At 53.3% G+C, this 24204-nt stretch carries 21 protein-coding genes; 3 read left to right on the top strand and 18 right to left on the bottom strand.

The features are described from left to right. The 3 genes from J2T14_RS19510 to J2T14_RS19500 all read right to left on the bottom strand — a co-directional run bounded on the left by J2T14_RS19510 (position 1) and on the right by J2T14_RS19500 (position 3618). Positions 1-1746 carry an ABC transporter ATP-binding protein gene (locus J2T14_RS19510; protein WP_307473396.1) on the bottom strand — a complete coding sequence of 582 codons (1746 nt, stop codon included), beginning with the start codon at positions 1744-1746 and terminating at the stop codon, positions 1-3. A 192-nt stretch (positions 1747-1938) separates the two neighbouring features. Further along, positions 1939-2985 (bottom strand): anthranilate phosphoribosyltransferase, encoded by a 1047-nt coding sequence (locus J2T14_RS19505; protein ID WP_307473845.1) that lies wholly within the window; start codon positions 2983-2985, stop codon positions 1939-1941. 15 nt (positions 2986-3000) lie between these two features. Further along, positions 3001-3618: an ANTAR domain-containing response regulator gene (locus tag J2T14_RS19500; protein ID WP_307473394.1), complete on the bottom strand. Its 618-nt coding sequence runs from the start codon at positions 3616-3618 to the stop codon at positions 3001-3003. A gap of 397 nt (positions 3619-4015) precedes the next feature. On the opposite strand from J2T14_RS19500, the gene nirB reads away from it, so the two are divergent. From nirB to cobA, 3 genes are all read left to right on the top strand, one after another. Next, positions 4016-6457: a nitrite reductase large subunit NirB gene (gene nirB, locus J2T14_RS19495; protein WP_307473392.1), complete on the top strand. Its 2442-nt coding sequence runs from the start codon at positions 4016-4018 to the stop codon at positions 6455-6457. A 13-nt stretch (positions 6458-6470) separates the two neighbouring features. Continuing rightward, positions 6471-6785, top strand: coding sequence for a nitrite reductase small subunit NirD (nirD, locus tag J2T14_RS19490; RefSeq protein ID WP_307204620.1), 315 nt, complete (start codon positions 6471-6473; stop codon positions 6783-6785). A 245-nt stretch (positions 6786-7030) separates the two neighbouring features. After that, complete coding sequence (gene cobA, locus J2T14_RS19485) at positions 7031-7807, top strand: uroporphyrinogen-III C-methyltransferase (RefSeq protein WP_307473390.1); 777 nt, start codon at positions 7031-7033, stop codon at positions 7805-7807. A gap of 43 nt (positions 7808-7850) precedes the next feature. Here the strand turns inward: cobA and J2T14_RS19480 are convergent, their stop codons facing one another. From J2T14_RS19480 to J2T14_RS19410, 15 genes are all read right to left on the bottom strand, one after another. Next, positions 7851-8897 carry a hypothetical protein gene (locus J2T14_RS19480; protein ID WP_307473388.1) on the bottom strand — a complete coding sequence of 349 codons (1047 nt, stop codon included), beginning with the start codon at positions 8895-8897 and terminating at the stop codon, positions 7851-7853. An 845-nt stretch (positions 8898-9742) separates the two neighbouring features. Next, positions 9743-10498: an RNA polymerase sigma factor gene (locus J2T14_RS19475; protein WP_307473843.1), complete on the bottom strand. Its 756-nt coding sequence runs from the start codon at positions 10496-10498 to the stop codon at positions 9743-9745. 404 nt (positions 10499-10902) lie between these two features. Next, positions 10903-11514, bottom strand: coding sequence for a flavin reductase family protein (locus J2T14_RS19470; RefSeq protein ID WP_307473385.1), 612 nt, complete (start codon positions 11512-11514; stop codon positions 10903-10905). Between the two features lie 17 nt (positions 11515-11531). Next, a complete protein-coding gene (locus tag J2T14_RS19465; RefSeq protein ID WP_307473383.1) occupies positions 11532-12137 on the bottom strand; it encodes a sigma-70 family RNA polymerase sigma factor in 606 nt (201 codons plus the stop codon). Between the two features lie 10 nt (positions 12138-12147). Beyond that, positions 12148-12729: a hypothetical protein gene (locus J2T14_RS19460; RefSeq protein ID WP_307204613.1), complete on the bottom strand. Its 582-nt coding sequence runs from the start codon at positions 12727-12729 to the stop codon at positions 12148-12150. A 314-nt stretch (positions 12730-13043) separates the two neighbouring features. Continuing rightward, positions 13044-13985, bottom strand: a complete 942-nt coding sequence (locus tag J2T14_RS19455; protein WP_307473382.1) for a methylenetetrahydrofolate reductase — start codon at positions 13983-13985, stop codon at positions 13044-13046. A 211-nt stretch (positions 13986-14196) separates the two neighbouring features. Continuing rightward, positions 14197-15285: a toxic anion resistance protein gene (locus tag J2T14_RS19450; RefSeq protein ID WP_307204878.1), complete on the bottom strand. Its 1089-nt coding sequence runs from the start codon at positions 15283-15285 to the stop codon at positions 14197-14199. A gap of 85 nt (positions 15286-15370) precedes the next feature. Then, positions 15371-16126, bottom strand: a complete 756-nt coding sequence (locus tag J2T14_RS19445) for a hypothetical protein (RefSeq protein ID WP_307473380.1) — start codon at positions 16124-16126, stop codon at positions 15371-15373. Positions 16127-16258: 132 nt separating this feature from the next. Further along, positions 16259-17293 (bottom strand): ATP-grasp domain-containing protein, encoded by a 1035-nt coding sequence (locus J2T14_RS19440; RefSeq protein WP_307204610.1) that lies wholly within the window; start codon positions 17291-17293, stop codon positions 16259-16261. Beyond that, a complete protein-coding gene (locus tag J2T14_RS19435; protein ID WP_307473378.1) occupies positions 17290-18120 on the bottom strand; it encodes an HAD family hydrolase in 831 nt (276 codons plus the stop codon). The genes J2T14_RS19440 and J2T14_RS19435 overlap by 4 nt, the downstream gene beginning before the upstream one ends. Continuing rightward, on the bottom strand, positions 18117-19280 hold the full coding sequence (locus J2T14_RS19430; protein ID WP_307473377.1) for a cysteine protease StiP family protein: 1164 nt from the start codon (positions 19278-19280) through the stop codon (positions 18117-18119). Before J2T14_RS19430 ends, J2T14_RS19435 begins: the two co-directional genes overlap by 4 nt. Continuing rightward, on the bottom strand, positions 19277-20704 hold the full coding sequence (locus J2T14_RS19425) for a phosphoribosyltransferase family protein (RefSeq protein ID WP_307473375.1): 1428 nt from the start codon (positions 20702-20704) through the stop codon (positions 19277-19279). Before J2T14_RS19425 ends, J2T14_RS19430 begins: the two co-directional genes overlap by 4 nt. Next, positions 20649-21794 carry an HpcH/HpaI aldolase/citrate lyase family protein gene (locus J2T14_RS19420; RefSeq protein WP_307204877.1) on the bottom strand — a complete coding sequence of 382 codons (1146 nt, stop codon included), beginning with the start codon at positions 21792-21794 and terminating at the stop codon, positions 20649-20651. Before J2T14_RS19420 ends, J2T14_RS19425 begins: the two co-directional genes overlap by 56 nt. 283 nt (positions 21795-22077) lie before the next feature. Continuing rightward, positions 22078-22824 carry a TerC family protein gene (locus J2T14_RS19415; protein WP_307204605.1) on the bottom strand — a complete coding sequence of 249 codons (747 nt, stop codon included), beginning with the start codon at positions 22822-22824 and terminating at the stop codon, positions 22078-22080. Between the two features lie 37 nt (positions 22825-22861). Next, on the bottom strand, positions 22862-24133 hold the full coding sequence (locus J2T14_RS19410; RefSeq protein ID WP_307473373.1) for a TerD family protein: 1272 nt from the start codon (positions 24131-24133) through the stop codon (positions 22862-22864). Positions 24134-24204: the final 71 nt, after the last annotated feature.

Genomic DNA, 24204 nt, shown 5'->3' with positions numbered 1-24204 from the left:
CTACACCTCCTGCTGCGATAACGCGATCTGCCGATATAGATTGCTTCGTTCGAACAATTCGGCATGCGTGCCTTGTGCCGTAATCCGACCATGCTCCATAACAAGAATGCGATCCGCATGCGCGACGGAAGCAATTCGTTGGCCAATGATCAGACATGTGCTGCTTCCCATGATCTGCCGGAGCGACTGCCTGATCCGCCCATCGGTATTCAAGTCCACGGCACTCGTGCAATCGTCCAAAATAACAATTTGCGGCTTGAGGAGCAGCGTTCGCGCCAGCGACAAGCGCTGCTTCTGTCCGCCCGATAGATTGACGCCCCGTTGACCGACTCTCGTATCATAGCCGTCCGGCAGCGCCATAATGAATTCATGCGCATGCGCCGCCGAAGCCGCCTCCTCCAACTCGGCTTGCGTGCAGTCAGGCTTGCCGTAACAAATATTGTCCCGAATCGTACCGCTGAACAGCATCGCCTGCTGCAGCACCATGCCCACCTTGCTGTGCAGCTCCTCCGGATCGATGTCCGCTATATGATGCGAATCGATATGGATCGAGCCTTCGGTCACGTTATAGATGCGCGGGATGAGACTAGCCATCGTCGACTTGCCCGCGCCGTTTATTCCAACGATGCCGATCGTTTCTCCGGGCTCCGCCGTAAAATGAATATCCCGCAGCACGGCATTTTTCATATTGCCGTCATAGCTGAACCCGACATGCCGGAATTCGAGTCGTCCCCGGTCGATACGGGCATCGGATCGCTGCATGCCTCCTTGCTGCAAGCCAGCCTCGACAGCCTCCAATGCAGGCTCCTGCATATCCGACATCTCATTGATCCGGTCGGCAGACGCCTTCGCCCTGGCGATCAGCATCAGTTGATTGCCGAGCCCCATAATCGTGAACAGCAGCTGCGTGACATAGGTGAGGAAGGCTGCCAGATCTCCTACGGGCAATGACCCTTCTCTAGAAAGCACGCCCCCGTACCATAGAGCCGCTACGATACTGAAGTTAAGAATAAGCGACATAATCGGCATGTTGAGCGCTGCAACCTTGGCCGACTTCAGGCTTGCTCGCAGCAAGCCGCCATTGGCCCCGTCGAATCGCTTCTCCTCATAATCGGAACGAACGAACGCTTTCACGACGCGTATGCCCGACAGATTTTCCTGCATAACCGTATTGACTTGATCGATCGAAGCCTGCATCCGGGCGAACAGCGGAATAGAAACGCGAGTTACGATAACGAGTACGGCTGCAATCATCGGAATCATAATAAGCAGAATGACCGATAGCCTTGGACTAATCGTATAGACCATGATCACGCTGCCGATGATTTGGAACGAGTTGCGCGCGAATACCCGCAGCGTCATAAGGACGACCTGCTGAAGCTGCGCGATATCACCGGTCAGCCTTGTAATAACCGAGCCTGTGCCGACTCGCTCCACGCTTTGAATGGAAAGCGACTGTATTTTCCGAAAAAGCTCCTGCCTCAAGTCTTTGCCGAAGTGCTGCGAGGCAATCGTCGAACAAATCGTGCAGCACGCGCCGCCGATTAGTCCCACGAGCGCGACAAGGAGCATAACTCCCCCCGTTCTAACTATATGATTCAGGTTCTCCCCTATAATTCCATCGTTCACGATACTGGCCATCAGCTTCGGCTGCAGCAAGTCCATCCACACTTCCAGCAGCATAAACAAAGGCGCCAGCAGCGCAATCAACCAATACGGCTTCAAAAAACGCATTAATCGTACCATGCACGCACCTCGAATTCATTCAGAGTAATGGAACCGCCGAACTGCGCTTATTATAGTGGATGACCTATCGAATAACAATGGATTTTTCTCGCGTTCGGCATGGATTAAATAACGGGACAACAGCAAAAACCTCACATGCATAGAACTCGGGTTCCATGCATGTGAGGTTTTCTATTGTTTCGTTCCGTCTGTCTATTGGCTCCGCCCAACCTGCGCAATACCGCTTCTCATCATCGCTTGCCAATTGCGATACAGCTCGAAGGGAGCGCCGTTATCGAGCAAATCCTTGCACGTATACAACCCTTCCTCCACCGACTCCACCTTACCTGCGAGACGCAGGCGCACTGCGCCGTTAAGCAGCACTTGGTTGGTGAAAGCCATGTGCCCGCGGCCCTGCAGCACATCCTCCGCTACGCTGATCTGCAGCTCGGCCGTCCACGTCATCTCCGGCAGCGGCGTGTCGAGCCCGTACGTCTCGGGATTGACGACATGTAGCTGCGGCTCGCCGTTCTCGACGAGATAAGTGCGAGTAGGGCGTTCGATGAACAGATCCTCCGACCCTTCCGCGCCTTGCACGATTAGAGCTTTTTTGTATTTCAAATTCGTTACGAGCTTTGACATCCGATCGAATACCGTATTGTGGTAAACGCCGAATACAAGGTAAGGAGACAGCGAGTAGTCGATCAGCTTCTCCGCCGTATTCAGCACGGTCCGCATGCCCAGTTCCTCGCGAATCGAGCGGAGCGCCTTAAGCGGCGGACACCATTGCTCGGCCGGCACATACAGCACGCCCGTGCTCTCTGCCGCCTGAATAATTTGATTTCGCGATAGGCGCTCCGCATCGATGCCGATTTGCTGCAGCAAATCCTGTAGCGTTACGCCCCACTTCGGCGGCAGCGAAGCTGCGCCGTGCAGCGTGACCGGCAGCCCTGCGGAAGCGAGTAGAAACGCGGTCGGAAACGTTGCGATAAACGTTTTTTTGCGTCCGTCATACGGGCCTGCGCAATCCAATCCTTCTTGTATCGGCGAGCGGAACGCTTGGCTTCGGCATACGGACGTGAACGCCTCAAGCTCCTCTACGGTCTCCATCTTGATCCTCTCGGCAATGAAGAAGGCGCCAATCTGCGCCGGTGTCGCGCTCATATTTAATATCTCGTCCGCCGCTTGATGCGCTTCCTCATAGGTCAGATCACGGGCGCCGCGTTTGCCTCGGGCAACTTCTTTCAATAGGTTAATCATCATTACACGGCCCCCTTATTTTTGATCCTGCAATATTTGATATACTTTCACGATGGACGTCGCCACGTCAACCATGCGCTTCCGTTCATTCATCGCCTGCTTGCGCAGAAACTCGTAAGCCTCCGCCTCGGATATATTTTTAATTTTGCACAAAATCCCCTTCGCCATATCGATCCACTTGCGCTCCTCGAGACGCGATTCCAGCTGCTTGCGCTCACTGTACCATTGTTGACGCTCCATGCACTGCTTCGAGCCGAATTGAAGCGCCCAATGAAGCTCCTGCGCGCTCATGCTAGGCGTCAGAATGCCGTCGACCGGCGCATCGTCCTCACAAAAGGCAGCGGACAAAGAGGCCGTCGTGGAACTGCACCACCACAGAATCGGCACGCGCTTCCGCTTAAGCAGCTTTGTTCCCCATGTCTTCACTTCGTTCAGCGGGACGTGAAGGATAACCGCATCCGCGCCGTCTATATATTTCGCTGTCTGCTCATCCCGATCCAGCAGCGTAACCTGATAACCGTACTCTTCCAGCAGATATTGCGGCGTATGCCCCGCTGCACCACGACTCGGCAGCTTCCCCGACGCCTTAAATGCGGGATCGCGCAGGTTGTCAACCACTAACATAGAACGCATATAAGAGCGCCTCCCTTCATTAGACTTTACAAGCGTACGCGATTGTTCCCGCCCTACTAGGGCGCAAGCTCACGATACGCGGTGAATTGTATGTCTCTTCAACAACAGCCGTTTTTAGTCTTTGTGAATATATATAACATAGAATACAGGAAAATGTCGATATGTCATTGAACTAAAATTTCCATGTTAACTATGTTGACACGATACGGGTTGGCGTTGTATATTTACGTTACCAATAAAAAAATATGAATCTCGAATACAACGATGTATTCGTTTGAAGCGGCAATGACGCCTGCTTTCGTTCTCAGGGGAGATGTATGCAACCCTGTGTTTCGAAAGCGGGCTTTACTGATTTCACAGCAAAATATACAGAGAGTTAGCGGGAGGAGAGAGTATCATGACACAAGCTAAAAAACTAGTGCTTATCGGCAACGGCATGGCTGGGGTGCGCGCCATCGAGCATTTGCTGAAGCTGACGACCGACGCCTACGAGATTACGATTTTCGGTTCCGAGCCACATCCTAACTACAACCGGATCATGCTGTCGTCCGTTCTCGAAGGCGGAGCAGACATTAACGAAATCGTCATTAATGATTGGGACTGGTACAAAGAAAACAACATCGAGCTGCATACTGGCCATACGGTCTCGAGGATCGACACGGACAACAAGAAGGTGACGACTCACCTTGGTCTTGAGGCGGAATACGATACCCTCGTTATCGCTACCGGCTCGAATCCTTTCATGCTGCCGATTCCAGGCGCTGACAAGGAAGGCGTTATCGGCTTCCGCGACATTCGCGACTGCGAGATCATGATCGAGACGGCCAAGACATATAAGAAGGCGGCGGTAATCGGCGGCGGCCTGCTCGGACTCGAAGCAGCGCGCGGTCTGCTCCACCTCGGCATGGAAGTTGACGTTATCCACAGGAATGCTTTCCTGATGAATAGAGAGCTTGACGAGCCGGCTTCCGTAATGCTGAAGCGCGAGCTGGAAGAGCAAGGCATGAAGTTCCTCCTGAGTAAACAAACGGCGAGCGTTAAAGGCAATAAGCGCGTAACGGGTCTTGCTTTCTCGGACGGCACCGAAATCTGCGCCGACCTGGTCGTCATGGCGGCCGGCATCGTACCGAATGTCGAGCTTGCGCAGGCAACGGGCTTGGAAGTTAACCGCGGGATCATCGTCAACGACTACATGCAGACCAGCATCCCCGATGTTTATGCGGTCGGCGAATGCGCCGAGCACCGCGGTGTCGCATACGGACTCGTCGCGCCGCTTTATGAGCAAGGCGCGGTGCTCGCGAAGCATTTGGCGGGAGTCGATACCGACGGTTATCACGGATCGGTCACGTCGACGAAGCTGAAAGTATCCGGTGTAGACGTATTCTCCGCCGGCAGCTTCAGAGATACGCCGGGCACGCGTTCCATGCGCATACAGGATGATTTCGCAGGCACGTACAAAAAAATCGTGGTCAAAGATGGAAAATTGATCGGTGCCGTATTATTCGGCGACATATCGGACGGTGCCGAGCTGTTCTCGCAAATCAAGAAAGGCGAGTCCATCGAAGGCCGCGAGAAAGAAATTTTGCTCGGCTTCGCGCCAGGCGGAGGCGGCGCCAAGAAGGATCCGACAGCTCATCTTGCTGCATTGGCCGACGACGAAATCATTTGCGGCTGTAACGGCGTATCCAAAGGCGCAATCGGCGACGCGATCCTGAACAAAGGCTGTAACACCGTCGGCGCCATTAAAGCGTGCACGAAGGCTGCCGCATCGTGCGGCGGCTGTAAAACCGATGTTGAAGGCTTGCTCCATCTGTACGCAGGCGACGCTGTCGGCGAACCGGTCAAAGAAGGCATTTGCGGCTGCACCACGCATTCAAGAGATGAAATCGTATCTGAAATCAAGCGCATGGGTCTCAAAACGATCAAAGAAGTTATGAACGTTCTCGAATGGAAAAATCCTGAAGGCTGCTCGAAATGCCGTCCTTCGCTCAACTACTACCTCGGCATGCTGTTCCCGGAGGAATACGTGGACGAGAAGGAATCCCGCATTACGAACGAGCGCTACCACGCGAACATTCAAAAGGACGGCACGTATTCGGTCGTTCCTCGTATATATGGCGGCGTAACTTCGCCGGCCGAGCTGAAAAGAATCGCCGATGTTGCCGTGAAATACGAAGTGCCGCTCGTCAAGTTCACAGGCGGTCAACGCCTCGACTTGCTAGGCGTCAAGAAAGAAGACCTGCCTAGCATGTGGGAAGATCTTGACATGCCTTCCGGACACGCGTACGGCAAGACGCTTCGTACCGTTAAGACTTGCGTCGGCAATACGTTCTGCCGCTTCGGCACGCAGGATGCGATGGGCATGGGCATCAAGCTGGAAAAAGCGTTCGAGCGCATGAATGCGCCGGCCAAAGTCAAGCTGGCCGTGTCCGGCTGCCCGCGTAACTGCGCGGAAGCGACAATCAAAGACGTCGGCCTCGTTGCGATCGACGGCGGCTGGGAAATTCATATCGCCGGCAACGGCGGCGTGCACGTAAGAGCAACCGACCTGCTCACGGTTGTAAAGACTGAAGAAGAGGTCATGGAATGGTCGTCGGCTTTCTTGCAGCTGTACCGCGAGGAAGCGACATGGAATGAAAGAACGATGCACTGGGTTGAGCGCGTCGGTCTCGACTACGTGAAGAAGGCACTCGAGGACCATGAGGTGCGAATGGCACTGAAAGATCGCTTGGATAAAGCGATCAGCCTGCAAGAAGATCCTTGGAAAAAAATCATCGAAGACAAAGAACTGCGCAAAAACTTTGAACAAATTACTGCACCGCAACCGGTACAAAGCTAGGAGGAGCCTTCATATGACAACGAAATTTTTGATTGCGAACTTATCCGATATCGACGTGAAGAGCTCCCGTAAGCTGAAAATCGACGATAAAGAAATCGCCTTGTTCCGCCTAAGCGATAACAGCATCCTTGCCGTCGATAACAAATGTCCGCACAAGGGCGGCCAGCTTTCGGAAGGGATGGTGTGCGGCACGGCCGTACACTGCCCGCTCCATGACTGGAAGATCGATCTTCGCAGCGGCCGCGTACACGAGCCCGATGAAGGCTGCATTACAACCTACAAAACAGAGATCGATCACGAGAGCGGCTCTATCTACGTAACCATCTAGAGGCGAACACCATGGCGTACGGCGTTGTCATGGCATGACCTCGAAGTCGGCCGGCGGTACAATACACGCCCGAGAGCACTATATACCTTCATCCTATTTGATCTTACTCAGCGCAAAATAACCGGCCCTTCGACAGCGAAAAAGATGGCAGCGAGTCCCGAACCCGGACCCTATACCGCTGCCGTCTCTCCCTCCGCTGGAACTCCAGCCGTATCATCTACTCTTACCATAAGGAGCGGCAATCTATGAATCATACGGCGTATGGCACTGTATACATTGTCGGGGCAGGTCCCGGCGATCCCGAACTCATTACGGTCAAGGCAATGCGCCGTATCCAGATAGCCGATGTCATTCTCTATGACCGGTTGGCTAGCGAAGAACTGCTCAGTTATGCTAAGCAGGATGCTGAGCTTGTCTACTGCGGCAAAGCGCCAGGCGCGCATGCCATGCCGCAGCAGCAGATTAATGCAGCGCTCGTAAGCTACGCGCTGCAAGGGAAAACCGTCGTCCGGCTGAAAGGCGGAGACCCGTTCGTCTTCGGCCGCGGCGGCGAGGAGGCGCTGGAACTCGCAGCTTGCGGCATCCCGTACGAGATCGTACCGGGAATCACCTCCGCCATCGGGGCGGCCGCAGCGGCGGGCATCCCGGTTACGCACCGCGAATACGCCTCTTCCTTCGCCTGCGTAACCGGCAACCGCTGCCACGGCGATCAATCGCCCGTCAGGTGGGACTTGCTTGCGCACAGCGTAGATACGCTGGCGATCTATATGGGCGTTAGCCAGCTTGGAGCTATCCGCGAGGAGCTGCTGAAGCATGGCAAGCCCGCATCGACGCCCGTCGCGCTCATCGAGCGCGGAACGACGGCTAGCCAGCGCACCATAGTCGGAACGCTGGCCGATATTCACAAGCTTGCCGTATCGATGCATTTGAGCAATCCCGCACTCATTATCATTGGTGAGGTCGTTCGCGTACGCGAGCGTCTGCTGCAAGCCGAGCAACAAGCCGTTGCTCTAATAAGCTAAGATCGCAGCCTCAGGTAAGGGTAGATCTTGACTCAATCAGGCGCTATGCCAGCTTTTTTAGAAGCTGGCGCAGCGCCTGATTGGCGTCTTGCTCCAACAGTTTAATCTCGCTAAGCAGCTCAATCGCTTCCTTGCGCCGGAACGGATCGGCAATGGGCTGCATAGGCTGCATCCATGGAAACAAGCCCGTGAGCTTCGCGTACGCCTGCCGAATAAGCTCATATTGCTTATGCGCCGTTACCAGTTCCTCGTCAGCACCGACTATACGCCCTTGCGCCTCCTTCAGAAACTGAACCGCATAATGCCGGCTCTCAAGCCATATATCCGTATAGTAACCCATATAGAAACCTGTAATTTCCGTGCTTCTAATAGCGTTAATCCATTGCTCTATCCCTCTTGCGCCGGTAAAAAATCGACCCGCTCCATATGTATATTCGGCTTGTTCATTGAAGGCCGCCACGACTCGCAAAGCAGCAGCAAGTGCTTCCTTTGCGGATATGGGCTCTTCTGTCTCTGCCCAGTGTAGCGACAGAAGACCGCCGTCATTACGTCTCTTGCCCAGATAGGCAGCCGTGCTCGGACCAAGCAGCCTGTGCCTGCATTGCTCGCAAGGGCAATAGTTGCGTCCTAGCGTATCCCAGCTGATCTCTTGATCCGCTCCCTCGTGCCCAGTTCCGCCATGCCATGACTTTGTATAATAGCCCCGCTCCCCATAGGCGTACACAAGCGACGTCTCATTGCCAAGCCCAATCTCTTTGGCGAATACAGGCTTGTTTTGATTGAGGGCTGTGCGTGCTTGCTCCCATACCTCTTGCTGCTGCTTCTTGAACGCCTCATCTGTCTGAATCGTATGGCGGCCTTGGATACGAAGCCCTATATTAGCTGCAAGGGTAAACTGTTCTTCCTCGGGTAAGCCTACATTCGGGCTAATGAGATGTTCATCGGTAACCATCATGAATGCCTGCCCCGTCATTCCGAATAGCCAGGCCGGCGAAATGTCCATACTGTAGTAGTCGGCGCAAGATTTCAGAGCCCCTATGTGCGAGGCATGATAGCCCGTGAACTCGTAACGCTCCAATTGCTTTAGCATCTATTGTCACTCCTCATTCGATTGGTCATGATAAACAAGCAATTATGCAGCCGAAGCGCTCATAAGCTTGTTCCTCCCGACGCTTGGCCGCATCCAACAAACCTACCGCTTGCACGGCATAACTGGCATCCAGCGGATTGCCGCCATGCGGGAACGGAAACAGCTCGCCTAACTGCTGGAGCAAGCATGCCGTTTCTGACATGCAGACGGATGCCTCTTCCGCCAAATCAGCCACACGCGGATCAATCACCGTAAATCTACTTGACAGTCGCTGTAGAAATATAGCGCCATGTCGCCGCGCATCGGCGGTCAACTGTACGCAGCAGGCGTTGCCAAGCGCATCCGCACAGCCTTGCGCAAAGGCGTCCCTCCAGCGCCCATAGCCTGCAATACCGCTCGTATAACCGACGAAGGTGCGCTCACGATAGGCATGCCTAATCGCCATCTGCAGAGCCTTCTTTGTGGAAGTTCGGTAATCAGCCTTGATTTGCTTAAGCTCCTCCGTAATAGAAACAATAAATAATCCATCTGAAGCGCCTCTTCCTAAGCTCTCATAAGGAATGGCGCCTTTTTTGCGCGCATCCTCGGCGTAGAGCAGGCGTTGCTCGTCGTCGTAGCCATATATAACACCGAACCCGGCCGTGAACAGCCCCCATGCGATAACAGCGGAGCCTGCAGCAATTACACTCCGAATATGCTCAAGGCTCTTATGAAGCATGTACGGTGAAGGCGCTGCGCCTCCATCGCCCGTAATGCGGCAGGCCATGCCAAGCTGTGCCAAGCCCTCCTGCACGATTGGCTCCCAGAAATACATCCATGGCCCGGACACATCGATCCGAACATCCTCAACGGTCAGGCGGAACGCCTGTCCCGTCAGCCCCATCACATCCGAGACCGTGTGCGTTTCTTTCAATTTTTGGCTGAGTACGGCATAGCAGGCACTTGCCAACGAATTTTTGCACTGCTTCCATGGGGAACTTCGCCAAGACGGCGTTGCTTCCGCCATTACAGGCCTCTCCCCATGACAGCCATCCTCTCCCGAATATAGTCGGAGAGCGAATGCCGCTTGTTCTCTTCCTGAATTTTGATACGGGCCGCGACAAAGTATGATAGACGCTGTCTATCGTTGTATCGATCCGCTTCGCAATCTCTGCAGGGGAAATCTGTTCTAAATAATGGGCAGCGAATACATTCCGCTCGGCAACCGTCAAGCAGCCAAGCAACTCCCTCACCTTGTCCATCGCTTTATGAGAACTGCCGTCTTCGTCAACGATTGAGTTTCTAGCGGCTACGATGTCAATCAGCGCTCCGTCTCCCAATTGCCCGCGCCTGGTGGAGCTTTGACGCATCTTCATTCGGGCCTGGTTCTTAACGATCGTATGTAGCCATGAAACGAAGCGTGCCGGGTCTGCCAATGAATCCAACTTCAAATAAGCGTTAAGCAACGCTTCTTGGACAATATCTTCCGCCAGATGCTTATCGCCAGCCATGGCGCTAGCCCATAAGAATGCTTTGCTCCGATGTCGGCGCACCAGCTCGGCGAAAGCCGTCTCGCCCCCTCTTCGCGCTTGTTCGACGAGCTCCTCCGTCGTTTTGTTCATCACGCCGAGTTCCCTCATCGATGCGCACTCGTCTCCTTTCCACACACTCGTTATATAGATGCAGCGTCCCGCCATTTTCTGAAGCCGATTTTGTATTTTCCAAAAAAAATGTTCTGTTACTACCCTTTTCTCTTCTTCTCCGCTCATACCCTTTATTTTCAAATAAAGCAGTCAGTACGCGTTATCAGGTCAGCATCGGTTGATGTTCCGGCTACATTGGATAATTGCATTAACTATGGGTCGTTTCTCCAATATAGACCACTACAACGGCTAATTGCTTGTCTACTTCCTGCAAAAATCCAATATAGATACTAATCGAGTAACAACGAACGGAGGAGGTGCTTGTTAAACAACAAAAAAAGGAGAACCACGCCGTTCATAGCGTAATTCTCCACTTTATCCAACTAATTGGGCCGCTCCAGCGAGAACGTCTCGCCGAGCTTCGCGTAGTCGCTGCCGGCCAGCCTGCTCACCGGCTTCAGCGCCTCCACCTTAATGCGGCCGTTATCGTACAGCTCCTCGTCAACGTGGAAGTAGACGACGCGGCCGATCAGCAGATCGCACGCGGGAGCGCCTTCCTTCTCGCCAAGCGGGATCGTCTGCTCCAGTACGCATTCCATCCGTATTCTCGCCTCGGCGATGCCAGGCACGGCAACCCGGCTGCTTGCGACGGCCGTCAAGCCCGCGAGCTCAATCTCGCTCTCCTCCGGCCCGAGATTGGCCGCCGTCCGATTCATCTGATCGACATATGTCTCGTCCGAGATATGAACGACGAATTCGCCGCTCTCTACCGCGTTTCTTGCTGTATCCTTCATTTCGCCTTGCTTGCGCTGTACCGACACCGATATAAGCGGAGGATTGGCCGTTACGATATTGAAGTAGCTGAAAGGCCCGGCATTAACCGTTCCGTTCGCCGTTATCGTTGTCACGAGAGCAATCGGGCGAGGCAGAATACTGCCAATCAGCAGCTTGTAGCTGTCCCGCTCGCTAAGCTGCTCCGCATCCAAGCTTTTCATAAATCCGCCACCTCTTCCTATACGAACTTGATCATCGATAGCATCAACAGGTTCGCGCGCAAAAATACGCCGCCCCATCTTTTCTTAATAAACTGACGCGCACGGAACAGCCTCGTCTTCACCGTATTAATCGGCAGACTGTCCTGCACGCTCATCTCCTCCAGCGACATCTCCAATATATAGCGCTGATAGACGAGCTCCTTATATTGATCCGGCAGATGATTAATGATCGTATGTACTTGCGTATTCAATTCCTTCTCGATCACTTGATCGATCGGCAGCTTATCCCGGTCCGGCAAAATATCCAAGAAGGAATTATGATCCGTTAATTCCGGGTTGACGGCATCCAGCGACAGCTTCTTGCGCACCTTCTCGCGGCGCAGGATATCGTAGCAAACATTTTTGCATATTTCGAACATCCACGTCGTGAAGTTTTTCTTCTCGTCGAACCGATGCAGGTTCAAAAAAATGCGGATGAACGTCTCCTGCACGACATCCTCGCACTCCTGTTTATTGCGCAATATCCGATAGGCAAAATGGTACACTTTGTCCTTATGGATCGACAGCAGCTCCTTGAATGCGTTAGGATCGCCGCTACGCGATAGCTGGATTAATTCATTCATCGTCTCACCGTCACCATCTTCTGTCGTTTCTGCGCTTCATGTCAAAGCCGTTCATATCCGAGAGGCGCTCCAGCGTCTCCTTATAGATGCGGATAAGCGACTGCACCTTGTTGAAATCCTCGTCTTCCGGCCCATAGCCGTCCATGTACATGCGACTGATAATGTCCTGGAAGAAGGCGATGCGCTCCTGCATCTGCTCCTTCTCCATCTCTAATATATCTTCGAACGTATTCGATTCGATAAAGTCCGTCTTGTCGTCGTAATCTCTGTCCGAACCGCGGCGTCCTTGCCTCTCCTCCGGCACGGTACGCGGATTCAGCTCGATCGTCGTCCGCAGCGCGGTTAGCGTGATGTTCTCCCGTGCCAGCAAGACGTGAAAGTCTTTGTTCTTGAGCAGCTCCGATACGACCAGCGCGCACATTTCCTTGTTCTGTAGCAGGATGCCGTCAAAAGGATGCAGGGTCCACTCGCCGTATTGGGTAAACAAATTAAACATGAACGTCGTACTGCCGTACTGATAATAAATGTTGATCTGCGAATCATCCATCAACTCGAATGAAAACTCCAAGCGCGCGCCCCTCCATTCCGCCATTCCAGCATTAACCTTCTCTGTCTCTATTCTATCAAATTCGCATACGTAAGGATAGCGGGCACTAAGGCCCCATTCAAATAAAAAGCCCCATCGCTGGGGCTTCAACCGTTCGTTTATCCATCGTTCAATTCGGCTATAGCTTCCGCCTTCTCACTGCTCGCTACGACAATCAACACGACGATGATAACGCCCAGCAGGATCGAGGGTCCCATAAAGCCTCCTCTCCTCTTCATCCAGTTACAACTACTGTATGTGAGAGGGCTCGGCAGTATGTTAACGATCAATCCGGTCAATCCGCATCCGCAGGAGGCAATTTAACGACGGGCAGCGCTGAGCAGCTTCTTGTCCATAATGGCTCTTATATCTTTGGCAAGCTGGATGGACGCCTCAATCTCGACCTTTCTCGTCGACACGCTCTCCACGCTGCAGCCGATCGGCACGCCTTTCTCCAGACCGAATTCGAAGAGCTCCTCGAAAATCTTCCGCGATAGATTAATAGACTTGTCCAAAATATCGTTGGATTTGACCAGATCGTTCTCCAGCCATCTCGGGATGCTGATGCCGAGCCATTTCATGAACTCCAGCGTCTTCTGCGAGCCGCATGGCGCTAGATTGAACAGAATCGGAACCATCTCAAGGTCATTGTCCTTGCAATGGTAGTAGTAGTCCGACAGGAAGTTCTTGGACGCTTCCAGATTGTACGTTGCCTGCGAAATGAAGAAATGGCAGCCCTTGGCCGTCTTGGTCGCGACCCGGATATGCTCGTCGTTCTTCTTCATATGTCTTTCCGGAATGACAACGCCGCCAAGCACGATGCGGTCATTCAGCTTCTTGCTCAGCTCGTAGGCGTCCAGCAGATCCAGCTTCACCTGCTGCTTGCTGGAGGAGGCGCCGACGAATACGGAATAACGGTCCCGTTCGCTATCCGCGACCACCCAATCCGACATTTCCGTTTCGGTATTGTTGCCGACGCAGCGATAGATGATCTTCGGCACGTCCAGCTCGTTCAGATATTCCTTGCAGTACGTGTTCGGATCCATCGTCTCGAGATAAGGGAAAGGCCGCTCATCCTCTATACGGGCATCCTCTTCCTGCACGTCGTAAAGAATAAGCCCATCCAGTTCTAGTCCGCTTAGCCGTTCGCGCTGCTTCTGCGCGATTTCCTTCATCTTCTCCGGCGTATGGCTTTTCTTCGGCGGCGTAATGCCATATGTCAAAATCCCCGTGGATCGGTTCAATATTTTCTGCTTCAACATGTATCGCACACTTCCTTCTCGATGACGCTGCTTAGGTTCGCAGCCGCGATTTCCGCAATAGGATGTCACCAGTAACCAGTATAATTCCTTCTATAATAACCGCTTTCAATCCTCAATGCTAGTCCATACAAACAAATTCCAATCGTTTCAATCGGATTTAACCGCAATAAAAAAAAGGAACGCCTCAGCGTCCCCCTCTTCCTTCCAGCTATTACTTCAAAAAGCTGCTAAGCTCGTCGCTTGACCCGGAACCTTCTATCGCCTGCGGCGTCGAAGCAGCGTTCAAGCCAAGGCGCTGATTCATCTGGCCGTTGATCGCCGTCATCTTGACGGTGTAGTCTTTGCAGCTATCGATAATGCGGCGATTCGACTGTTCGGACGAATCGAGCGCGGCCATTAAATCGCCAATTGCTTGATTGACGGCTTCCATCGACATAGACGGCTTGGATAACAACTCATTCGTCTTCTCCGTAGTCGTCCGAAGCAAGCGAGCATTTTCCTTGAACTGTTCTTCGATCGTACGATTCGTCGCGTCAACGGCTGCGATAACCTTCTCTTGATCGTTCAGTGCAAGGGCGATCATCGCCGACACCGTGATCAAGTTCGTCGTCTTATCGATGGCGTTGCTCACCGAGTCGATCAGCTTGTCATTGTTGTCGTTAATTATATCGGTAGCGGCAATCGCTTGATTATAAAGCATAATCATCTCGGTCATCGATTGGACGCGCGTGACGACCTTGCGAAGTCCGCGCTCCAAATGCGTCTTGCGCGACTCGTTCTCCGGCTTGGCGATTTCCGCCTCGAATAGCTGCTTCAGCTTGTCGCCGAAGGCGATCTTCGTATTCAAGTTATAAATCTCGTCAATCGACGATCTCTTCAATTGGCGCATGTTGACGATGTTCTCTTCAAGCGAGTCCTTGCCATCGCGGAGGCCTGTAACGATCGAATCGACATTCGTCTTCACGGTCTGATACTTGTACACGTAGTTCTTAAGCGGGCTCTTGCGCAGCAGCTTACCGACGAAGCCGACGTTCTTGCTTTGCTGCAAGCTCTCGCATTCGCTGCGAAGCTTCAGAATCATATTGGACACTTCGGCGCGGTTGCCCGACATCAGGTCGTTAACGGGACGGTCGAGCATCTTCAGCGTCTGTCCCGCTCTTTCCTGCGTCTTCGTGCCCAGCTTGCCGATCTCGTCCATTAATAAATCAAGCGATAGCGTGTCGGTCTGCGACACCTTCTGAATGAGCTGCGACGCCTCCTGCTCCACCTTCTGTTCGTCTTCCTTCTTCAAATTCATCATTTGAACGGACACCTTAAATCCCTCCTACAACGATTTATTAAGCATTAAGCCTCACTCGCGGCGCGAATGATCTTCCTTCGTACTTCTATAAATCGGAGCCTCTGTAGCGCTGGTGAATAAGCTCCGCCTTGGTCTGCAGCTCTAGCAAGTCCTTATGTTCGATCGTAGACGCTATATCCGAAATCTTCGTATCGACATCCTTAAGGCCATTCAGCAGCGTGCGGCGGTTCTTGCTCTTCGCTTCCCCGCTGAGGCGCAGGAACGGATTAATGAAGCCGTTCAAATCTTTGAGCACCAGTCTCCGAATCGTATGATTAATATTGCCGTCGCCCAATTGATCCAGCAGCGGAATGACCCGCTGTACGCGGGCGAACAACGACAACGACTTGTCGACGATCTCGCTGTCGAGCGTATTCTTCTGCCCTTCGGAAATAATCATGTCTTCCAGCACTTCCAAATACTCGATCACGGGAGCAAACTCAGCGCTAACCACGGGCTTCGGCTTCTCCTCTGCGACTGGAGCGGCTCGAGGCGGTTCCGGCTGCTGCTGAATAGGTGCGCCCTGCTGCGGGTTGAAGAGGTGCGGACTGTATGAATGCCCTTGATTCGGCCCCCCTTGTATAGGCTCCCCGCCATTATATCCACCGCTTGGCAGTTGCTGCGAAGACGGCGTAGCATCAATAGAATTCCGCGTTCTGCTGCGACTGGGAATGAGTCCCCCGACCATCGCTCCCGCAGCCGGAATGACAAGCGATGCCAATTCCGGCAGGAACCAGCTCGAAATGACTGCACCTACGTAACCGACGCCGGCTCCAATTAGCATATTTTTTTTCGATCCCATGAATCCTACCTCCTAAAGCCGTGTCTTTAAGTTACTTGTGCAACTTATAATCGCTTATATTGTAGAAATAACAGAAGGGTCATGTCAACTCGCGCACGGGCCTCAGAGGTCGGATTCACCTAGTAAATACGATTATTTGGACCAATCAAGCATGCGCATAGGTTGCTCGATATGACTTGCCCAGATGCCGAATTCCGGCGCAATGGGTCCAACCTCTCCACCCAGTGCCGTCTTCACCGCCAGGTACGGGAAGTTAACGCCGGATAGGCAAGTTACATGAAGACCGCCGGACATTCTTGGATTAATCTCCAGCAGCTTCGGCGTATCGCCGTTATATTTCATTTGTATGTTGAAGTTGTACGGAATATGGAACGTATCTGCGACTCGGTTCGCGATTTCGATCAGCTCCGCATTGTTTTCCAATACGCGCAGGCGGCCGCTCTCCTTCCGTCTTGGCACCGCCGTTAACAAGCGGCCGCTCTCGTCGGACAGACAGTCGATGCTGTATTCGTGGCCCGGCAACAGCTCCATGACCATCAGATCTTCGAAGGTGTCGACGCTAGCCAGCGTGCGGTAAGCATCCTCGAAGGACGTAAGCTGCGTCACGTAACCGAACAGCTCCTGCAGCCGGTCGCGCTCATTATCGATGATTCGGAAGCCAAGACCGCCCTCCGAATTATTCGGCTTGAAGCAGACTTGATGCCCGGCGGCAACGAGACGTTCGTAAGCGGCCTTGAAATCATCCGCATTGTTCACGATCTCGTATGCGGGAATTTCCATTATGCCTTTGCCGGCAAGCGACTTATAGAACTGATCCTTCTCCACAAGAGACTCCAGCAGCACCGTATCCCGGCAGACGAGCACCTTCGTGCCGATCTCGTCGAATAGATGAACATGCTTGGCAATATCCAGCATCTTAAGGCGCGGGATGAATACATCGATCTGATGCTTGCGGCAGAAATCGACCAGGTACTCGACGTATTCCACCCCCTCCAGCACCGGTTCAACCTCGGCATAATCGCAGCCTTGCAGCGACATATGCATCGGATCGGGATGCGTTCCGAAGATTTTGAACTCCACGCCGTCCGGATTGTTCCGCAAATGATTCATATAAAGATAGGAGACCGAGAACCATCGGTTAAAATATAGGTTGACCTTTTTCTTCATGCCGGATTGTTCACCGCTTTCAATTGTTGTGAAATATGATGCACGTAACTAACGATTTCGTCGGCTGCGAAGATGCCTGAGCGCTCTGTGAACCTGGTCCTCACTGACGCAGGATCGCGCTGCTTCTCGCGGAACAGTTCGCCATGAGCGGGGGCGATGGCGTAATCCGCCTGATCGAGCAGGCAACGGTCAAGCAGCGAATCGCCGGATGCGATCACCTCGAGCCCGCCGAGACGGCTCTTAATATGGGCGATCGCATCCCATTTGTTAATGACGGACGGCACGATATAGATTTTGCGTCCTTGAATGGATACTTCCCAGCCTAGCGACTTCACTGCCTCGGCTTTCTCCATGACCGCTTCCAGCTCCATCCGCTCGCGATCGATCAAAATCGAGTAGAACAGCTCGTCGCACAGGTCCTCGCGCAGTACCCAATCGCTGGCAAGCACCCCCGCGAAATGCGTCCTTGCTTCCGCCGCCGAAGCCGCGCCAGCCGCAAGCCTCCGCTCGATATTAACGCGCCATTCACGATCCGGCACGCCGTTCTTCATGATGTTGCCGCCGTTGCTCGTCACCGCAAATTGCGGAACGATCACCTCTTGGAAAATATGAATGCGCCGATATTGCGACTCCGTCCGCGTCGTCACCGGCACGAACTGCACATCGGACGGCAAGTATGCAAGCAGTCTTAGCGCTTCCTGCGAAATGTGAGCGATCGTCTTCTCCTGATGCCGCTCCGCAGGCACGATGCCGTACGAATCGGTCGGTACCCCTATCGATCTTGCCGAATAAATTAACGTCTGGTCCAAATCGCTTGCATAGATCATTCCGAATCGCCTTTCAGCGGCTTTATAATGCCGCAGCAAGAATAAGTAAGTCCTTCCAGTACCTCTACCGGTATGCCGCGATCCTCGGCCAGCAGCATAATATGCCTCAAGTCAGGGTTGTCCAGGCGGTTCACGATAATCTTCCACGGCATACGCCGCAGCAGCACCCGCGTCGTCTCTCCGACGCCCGGCTTTACGAAATTAACGTTGTCGATGCCGTACTTCTGCTGGAGCATACGAATGTCGGACAGCCCTTGCCACGTTGCTGCCGCAGGATGACGCTCCATCTCTTCCGCCTGCCTAGCCGCTTCGTCTGCAATAGCCGGGAAGCAGGCCGATACCGTATCGACAAACGTATGCGACAAGTCCGCTTCCTTCCATTCCGCATAATGCTTCGCGCCATGGAAGTCTCTTGGGCCGATCAGATCGTCCCGCTGCACGGTGCGGCTGATTAGGCCGGAGACGGTCGCGTTGAGGCATGCGCTTGGGATCAAATAATCGTCGCGCGTGCCGAATGTCGTGCAGCAATGGCCGGGATCGGCGAGCACCGCTAAATCATCGTTCATTCGGTACCCGTATTTGCGCTCGAATTGTTCTGCGGCCTCGGCCAACACGCCGCGAATGGCGCCCTTGCCCGTCCAACCGTCCACGAACTGAAGCTCAGTATCCGCGCCATGCTGCTGCAAAATATAGAGGATCGCATTCTCGTCAATGCCTTTGCCGCGAATAATAGAGATGCTGTAATGCTTAACGTCCCAGCCGTACCGGTAAGCCAAGTACCGCTTGATCAGAATGCCCGCCGGCGTTCCGCCTCTCGCGAGCGAGACGAGTACGACGTCCTTGCCCCGCATTTCCGCAATCCGCTCTGCGACGATGGCCGCGGCAAGCGCCACATCCTGCGCGGATTGCGCTAGCGTCCGATGGAACAGCTCGATATACGAAGAGGAAGGCTCGTATTCGGTTGGCAGCATTTCCGAATAATGAACGCCTGACTGAATCGCCGCTTCCCGCTCCTCGGTCGTCCGTTCAAGCTGAACGGAGCTTATATCTTTCAATAGAAACGTTACGTCGGAGGGATCATAGCTGCCGATCGGTGTCGGAGGAGCAATAACCTTCCCATGCAATCGTACATCGGCATCCGCGTTGTTCTCTATCCTCATCGCATCGTGCTCTCCCAACCGTGCGAATTCGCGGTCAGGAATACCGCGTGCACCTTGCTGCCTGCCAGCCTGCGCAAAATATGAAGCATCGGTGCCAGCCGGCTTGGATCCATATCCCGTTCGAATATTACGAATATGTCGTCATACTGGCCCGGGGCGACATTGTAGATAAAGTGCCTGACATCCCCATCCTCAGGAGATGGATACGGCTGTGCGCTCGTCACCGCATAACCCGGCTCGTCCGACGTGTGAATCGGGCTTCTCGTCGTCGATTGATAGCGGACGCCCGCTCCCATCTCCGCCGCGATGCGCATCGGCACGTACATGAATTCCCCCGTGCCCATTACGAGCGTCCGCTCGCCGCCGCGATGCTGCCGTAGCTCTGTAGCGATACGGCTAATGTCGCTGTCTATTGCAAGGCGCTGCGCAGCCTCGATACCGAAGCGGCCCGTTGCAATTGTATACGGAGCGCCGTTAGGATGACCGCTCGAATCTACCGAGCCTATCGCTAGTTCTATCTGCTCCAAGCTATCTCCCATATGAACGATAGCAAGCTCGGCTTCCGGCAGGCCCGACAGATCACGAGGTATAGGAGCTGCCTCGGGCGGGCTGCCTACGGCCGTAATCCGGCCCTTCAGCAGGCATATCGATTCGATCTCAATGCCAAGCTCGGCTTGCAGCTCCTCGCATGCGCGCTCATCGCTCTCCGAGCGCCAATCGAGCAACGAAGCGATCAAATACTTCTTGCGCGGAAACTTCGATTGAATATCGCGGATAATATTGAGCGCCGTCTTGCCGGTCGTAATCTCGTCATCTACGAGCACAATCGGCTCCGTGCCGGACAACACTTCCGGCTTCAAGGCGTAACAGCGGTGGGCGACAGCGTGGGAATGCTCCTCTTCGAAGCTGATGACCGAGACTAACTCGGGGATTTCCTCTCGCGTCGTATGAATATACGTCGCCCGCTCCGCAAGCACGTTGTACATCGCATGCCCGAGCGCGGTTGCCGTCTCGGCGAAGCCGATGAAAGCAAGCGGCGCGGACGGGGCCAGCTTGCCAGCCATAAGCGCCTCGTACGCGGCCTGCGCGAGACTCTCGTCCCTCAGCCCTTCCAGCGCCTGCTGCAGCAGCGCCCGTGCGCGCAGCGCCGTAGCCCCATCCTGCTTGGTGAGAAGCAGCAGCGCGAGCGCTGCGCCGCTTAGAAGCGACGTATGCGGATTGACGGGAATGTGCTTACCGAGCATTTTGCTGACGAACAGGAAGGAACGTTTCTTATTGATTCTCGCCGCCATCGCGAAGAACAGATCGACAGGCAGCTCGAACGGATTATGGGTCACTTCTATTCGAACCTCGATCCGGTCCAATATGTTAACTGTATACTTGCTCATGTCCGGGCAATAATCCGATAAAATGCTGCTGCTCATGTAACACCCCGTAAATTTGTGATCTCGCCAGTATGCGCCTTGCCCAGTTCAAATGCGGTTTGATTTCATTCATCTTGTTCGCATATTGGCTCTTCATGACGCCAAGATAGCCGTTATTGTTCGAAATAATGCTCGTAGCGTCGATATACTCCTCATGCGTCACGGCATATAGCGCCTGTACCGGTTTAATATGCGTCGGATGAATAATCGTCTTGCCCGTAATGCCGTTTTCCTTGTCCATGATCACTTCCCGAATCAGTCCGTCCATGGAATTGGATATATAAAGCGAACGAAGATCGCGGCCGACATGGCCGAGCGCCTCCTCGAACGGTGTTATGCGTAGCTGAGGTTTGAGCACGCGCTCCCGGTTGGAGAAATATTCCCATACCGGACCGGAGATAACGTACCCGGAATCGACTCTACCAAAAATATTAATAATGTCGGCTATGCAATCGCGAATCGGCGCAATCTCGTAGATCGTCATATCCGGACTTCGGCGAAGCCCGAATAAGCTCGAGAAATCCGTAGCTCCGATTCGAACGTTAAGCACGCATGATTGGTACTTGTCCAATATACGTTTAATGCCGAGCAGCGTTTCCACTCTGCTCTCGCGGTAAATAACCGATGCCGTCTCCAGGATCGGCATCCCGTATAGCATAGGGCTCGATTCGCCCCTCGTCTTGTTATATGAAGCAATCTCGTAGAAATAAGCCTCGCCGTTCTCCGGCGTAAACTTAGGCAGCACGAAGCCGGTAATATGCGTAATCAACTGTCCGAAGCGTCCCAACAGCGATCTAAGCTGTTCGACGGCACGAACTCTCACGAAAATAAGCGGGAGCTGGGATTCAGCCAGCACGCCGATCTTCACATAGGAGGCAATGAGAAAAAGCTGCTGCATGAGCATCTCTTCGGCAAGCTCCACCTGTTGATCCCCTACCGCATCCTCTAGATCGATGACGATGGACACCAGTCCTTCATGCTTTGCGCTTAGAATGTCTTCCGCAATCGTTTGCCGAGTAGCCGGCATATATAAAGCAGCGCCTACCGCGTATGCGAGCAGATCTTTGTCGGAGGATTGGTTGAAAGGTATGGGCGGACTGACGAACAAAGCAGTCTCTTCTTCTCGCGTTAAATAGTTAAAATATCTCAGAGCCGTCTCCTCCTTAATTCGAATGCATGGTTACTCGGCAATCGTTAGTGCTGTCGATAGATCCCATGGTTCATGATATAGAAACGACTCCGCCTAAGTACACTCCGCGGACGCATTCGCATGCAATCTACGGGATGTGTGTTACTACCCAAAGGACGGAGCCGTTCGCAACAGACTATAACTTTCTTATGTGGCGGGAATTCATGCGGTTCAAGCCAATCAATTAAGCGCCTTGCTTTCCTTCCCGCTTCCTCTTCATGGAGCTTAACAGGATCGTGCCGCCGAAGACGACGACAAGAATACCGAAGAAGATGAAGTGGTCCACCTCGAAATGGAACAAAGCGGCCGCAAGCATCTTAGCCGCAATAATAGCGATCATGATGAACGCCGTCGTTTCGAGCTCAGGGAACTTGTCGATCAGCTTCAAGAATACTTGCGCGACGCCGCGCATCATCAGTACGCCGAGAAGTCCGCCGACGAACAATACCCACACTTCTTCGCTGACGCCGAAAGCGGCGATAACGCTGTCGATACTGAATGCGATATCCATCAGTTCGACCATAAGAACCGTGCGCCAGAAGCCGTAGCCTTTGTTCTTCGTCTCGCCTTCCTCGCCCTTCTTCTTAAATATACCGGAATAAGCGATGTAAAGCAGGTATAGAGCTCCTGCCACCTTTATCCAAGTAATCTTGACGAGAATCGTACCTAAGCCGATCGCGATGAAGCGGAAGACATAAGCGCCGAGAATACCGTAGAACAATGCGCGTTTCTGCTGTTCCTTCGGCAAGTGCTTAACCATAACCGCAAGCACGAGCGCATTATCCGCCGACAACAGCCCTTCAAGCAGGACCAGAATGGCAATAATGCTCCAGCTCTCCGGACTTGTCATCGTATCGACAACCTCTTGCCATGAGAAAAAATGACCGTAGTTTTCTACGATACTGTTAAAAAAATCTACCACCTTGTCCACCTCCTATCGTGCGATGACTACCGTAACGAACTACTTGCTACTTGCTTCCTGCTACCCAACGCATTCCCCAGCCATAGGCTTGGTCAATTTCCCGATGTCCGTTATAGAACTGAACGAGCCGTTCAATGCTGAACGTCTCATTGTTCACGTTGCGAATCATGGCAATGGCACACATTCCTTTGCTATTATCATGTTCGTTCATATGAACAACGATTTCCGGGCCGCCTTCCTGCTTCACCGACACAACGCCATCGGCTTGCGACCAGCTTGTCACACCCTCGTAGATGAAGGTAAACACAAGAATTCGCTTTATGTCGGTGATTCTCGCCCCGTTAATGCGCAAATTCTCGCCCGTCTTGACCGAGCCTGTCCGATCGTCGCCGTCAAGCGCAATGAACGGCGCCCGGTTCAATTGACCGAAACTTCCGCCAAGCGCCTGAATAACGCCCTTCTCGCCGTTATTCAACTCGTACAAGCAAGCCAGATCCAGGTCCACCCCTTTGCTGCTTCGTCCGAAGAACCCGCCGCTCTTCGTCTGCTGTTGGTTCCAATTGAGATTAATCAGAATTTCACCTAAGCCGCCCGCCGATTTCTTCAGATTGATCGTATCGCCTTTTTTCTTCAGCTCGATCTTGTTCAAGTTGAGGTTCAACGGTGCAGGCGGCGATTCTTGCTTAGGGGCTTGCGGCTGCGCAGGCGGTGTCGCAGGCCTTGCGGCCGGCGGCTCCGGTAACGGCTGCGGATCAGGCGCTGCCGGCTCGTCATTCACTTCAATGCCGAAGTTGCCGCACAGCGCTCCCAGTCCACCGGCAAACCCTGCTCCAACCGCATTGAATTTCCACTCACCATTGTATCTATATAATTCTCCTACAACAATAGCCGTTTCAACGGAGAAGTCGTTTCCAAGATCATATCGAAGCACTTCGACGCCGGTCTGCTTATTGACGAACCGGATGAAGGCATTCCCCACTTGTCCAAAATTTTGCTTGCGGTTATCGCTGTCATAGATCGTTAGCGAGAATGCGATCTTCTCCATGGCAGCCGGAACTTGCTGCAGCTTGATCGTGAACTGCTTATTATCGCCGCCGGCTTGTCCATCTTGATACGCAATGAAGTTTGTCGTTGGATTATTATAAAAAATAAGATCGTCGTCTCCGGCTACCTTGCCGTTTGCCCGGAGAAGAAATGCCGAAGTATCAAGCTCAATAGAGCTTGGCGCCCGCCAGCCTAAGCTAACGACTACCTCGGTTAAACCCGGATTCGTCTTCGTCAGATCGGCCTTCTGGCCTTTAATAATTTGTACGGTCATTTTCACTCACCCTTTGGCCCTATGCTGTGTCAGGCATTAACGGTACTTCTTCATGATTTAACTTGAAGAAA

It is taken from the genome of Paenibacillus harenae, assembly GCF_030812415.1.
In the GTDB taxonomy this organism is placed as follows: Bacteria; Bacillota; Bacilli; order Paenibacillales; family Paenibacillaceae; genus Pristimantibacillus; species Pristimantibacillus harenae_A.
Note: the sequence above shows the minus strand (reverse complement) of the source record. Positions and strands in the feature narration are given on the sequence as shown.

Excerpts from the sequence above, each read along its gene's own strand:
- J2T14_RS19510 (WP_307473396.1), bottom strand. The coding sequence starts at position 1,746 with ATGGTACGATTAATGCGTTTTTTGAAGCCGTATTGGTTGATTGCGCTG.
- J2T14_RS19505 (WP_307473845.1), bottom strand. The coding sequence starts at position 2,985 with ATGATTAACCTATTGAAAGAAGTTGCCCGAGGCAAACGCGGCGCCCGT.
- J2T14_RS19500 (WP_307473394.1), bottom strand. The coding sequence starts at position 3,618 with ATGCGTTCTATGTTAGTGGTTGACAACCTGCGCGATCCCGCATTTAAG.
- nirB (WP_307473392.1), top strand. The coding sequence starts at position 4,016 with ATGACACAAGCTAAAAAACTAGTGCTTATCGGCAACGGCATGGCTGGG.
- nirD (WP_307204620.1), top strand. The coding sequence starts at position 6,471 with ATGACAACGAAATTTTTGATTGCGAACTTATCCGATATCGACGTGAAG.
- cobA (WP_307473390.1), top strand. The coding sequence starts at position 7,031 with ATGAATCATACGGCGTATGGCACTGTATACATTGTCGGGGCAGGTCCC.
- J2T14_RS19480 (WP_307473388.1), bottom strand. The coding sequence starts at position 8,897 with ATGCTAAAGCAATTGGAGCGTTACGAGTTCACGGGCTATCATGCCTCG.
- J2T14_RS19475 (WP_307473843.1), bottom strand. The coding sequence starts at position 10,498 with ATGAACAAAACGACGGAGGAGCTCGTCGAACAAGCGCGAAGAGGGGGC.
- J2T14_RS19470 (WP_307473385.1), bottom strand. The coding sequence starts at position 11,514 with ATGAAAAGCTTGGATGCGGAGCAGCTTAGCGAGCGGGACAGCTACAAG.
- J2T14_RS19465 (WP_307473383.1), bottom strand. The coding sequence starts at position 12,137 with ATGAATGAATTAATCCAGCTATCGCGTAGCGGCGATCCTAACGCATTC.
- J2T14_RS19460 (WP_307204613.1), bottom strand. The coding sequence starts at position 12,729 with ATGGCGGAATGGAGGGGCGCGCGCTTGGAGTTTTCATTCGAGTTGATG.
- J2T14_RS19455 (WP_307473382.1), bottom strand. The coding sequence starts at position 13,985 with ATGTTGAAGCAGAAAATATTGAACCGATCCACGGGGATTTTGACATAT.
- J2T14_RS19450 (WP_307204878.1), bottom strand. The coding sequence starts at position 15,285 with ATGATGAATTTGAAGAAGGAAGACGAACAGAAGGTGGAGCAGGAGGCG.
- J2T14_RS19445 (WP_307473380.1), bottom strand. The coding sequence starts at position 16,126 with ATGGGATCGAAAAAAAATATGCTAATTGGAGCCGGCGTCGGTTACGTA.
- J2T14_RS19440 (WP_307204610.1), bottom strand. The coding sequence starts at position 17,293 with ATGAAGAAAAAGGTCAACCTATATTTTAACCGATGGTTCTCGGTCTCC.
- J2T14_RS19435 (WP_307473378.1), bottom strand. The coding sequence starts at position 18,120 with ATGATCTATGCAAGCGATTTGGACCAGACGTTAATTTATTCGGCAAGA.
- J2T14_RS19430 (WP_307473377.1), bottom strand. The coding sequence starts at position 19,280 with ATGAGGATAGAGAACAACGCGGATGCCGATGTACGATTGCATGGGAAG.
- J2T14_RS19425 (WP_307473375.1), bottom strand. The coding sequence starts at position 20,704 with ATGAGCAGCAGCATTTTATCGGATTATTGCCCGGACATGAGCAAGTAT.
- J2T14_RS19410 (WP_307473373.1), bottom strand. The coding sequence starts at position 24,133 with ATGACCGTACAAATTATTAAAGGCCAGAAGGCCGATCTGACGAAGACG.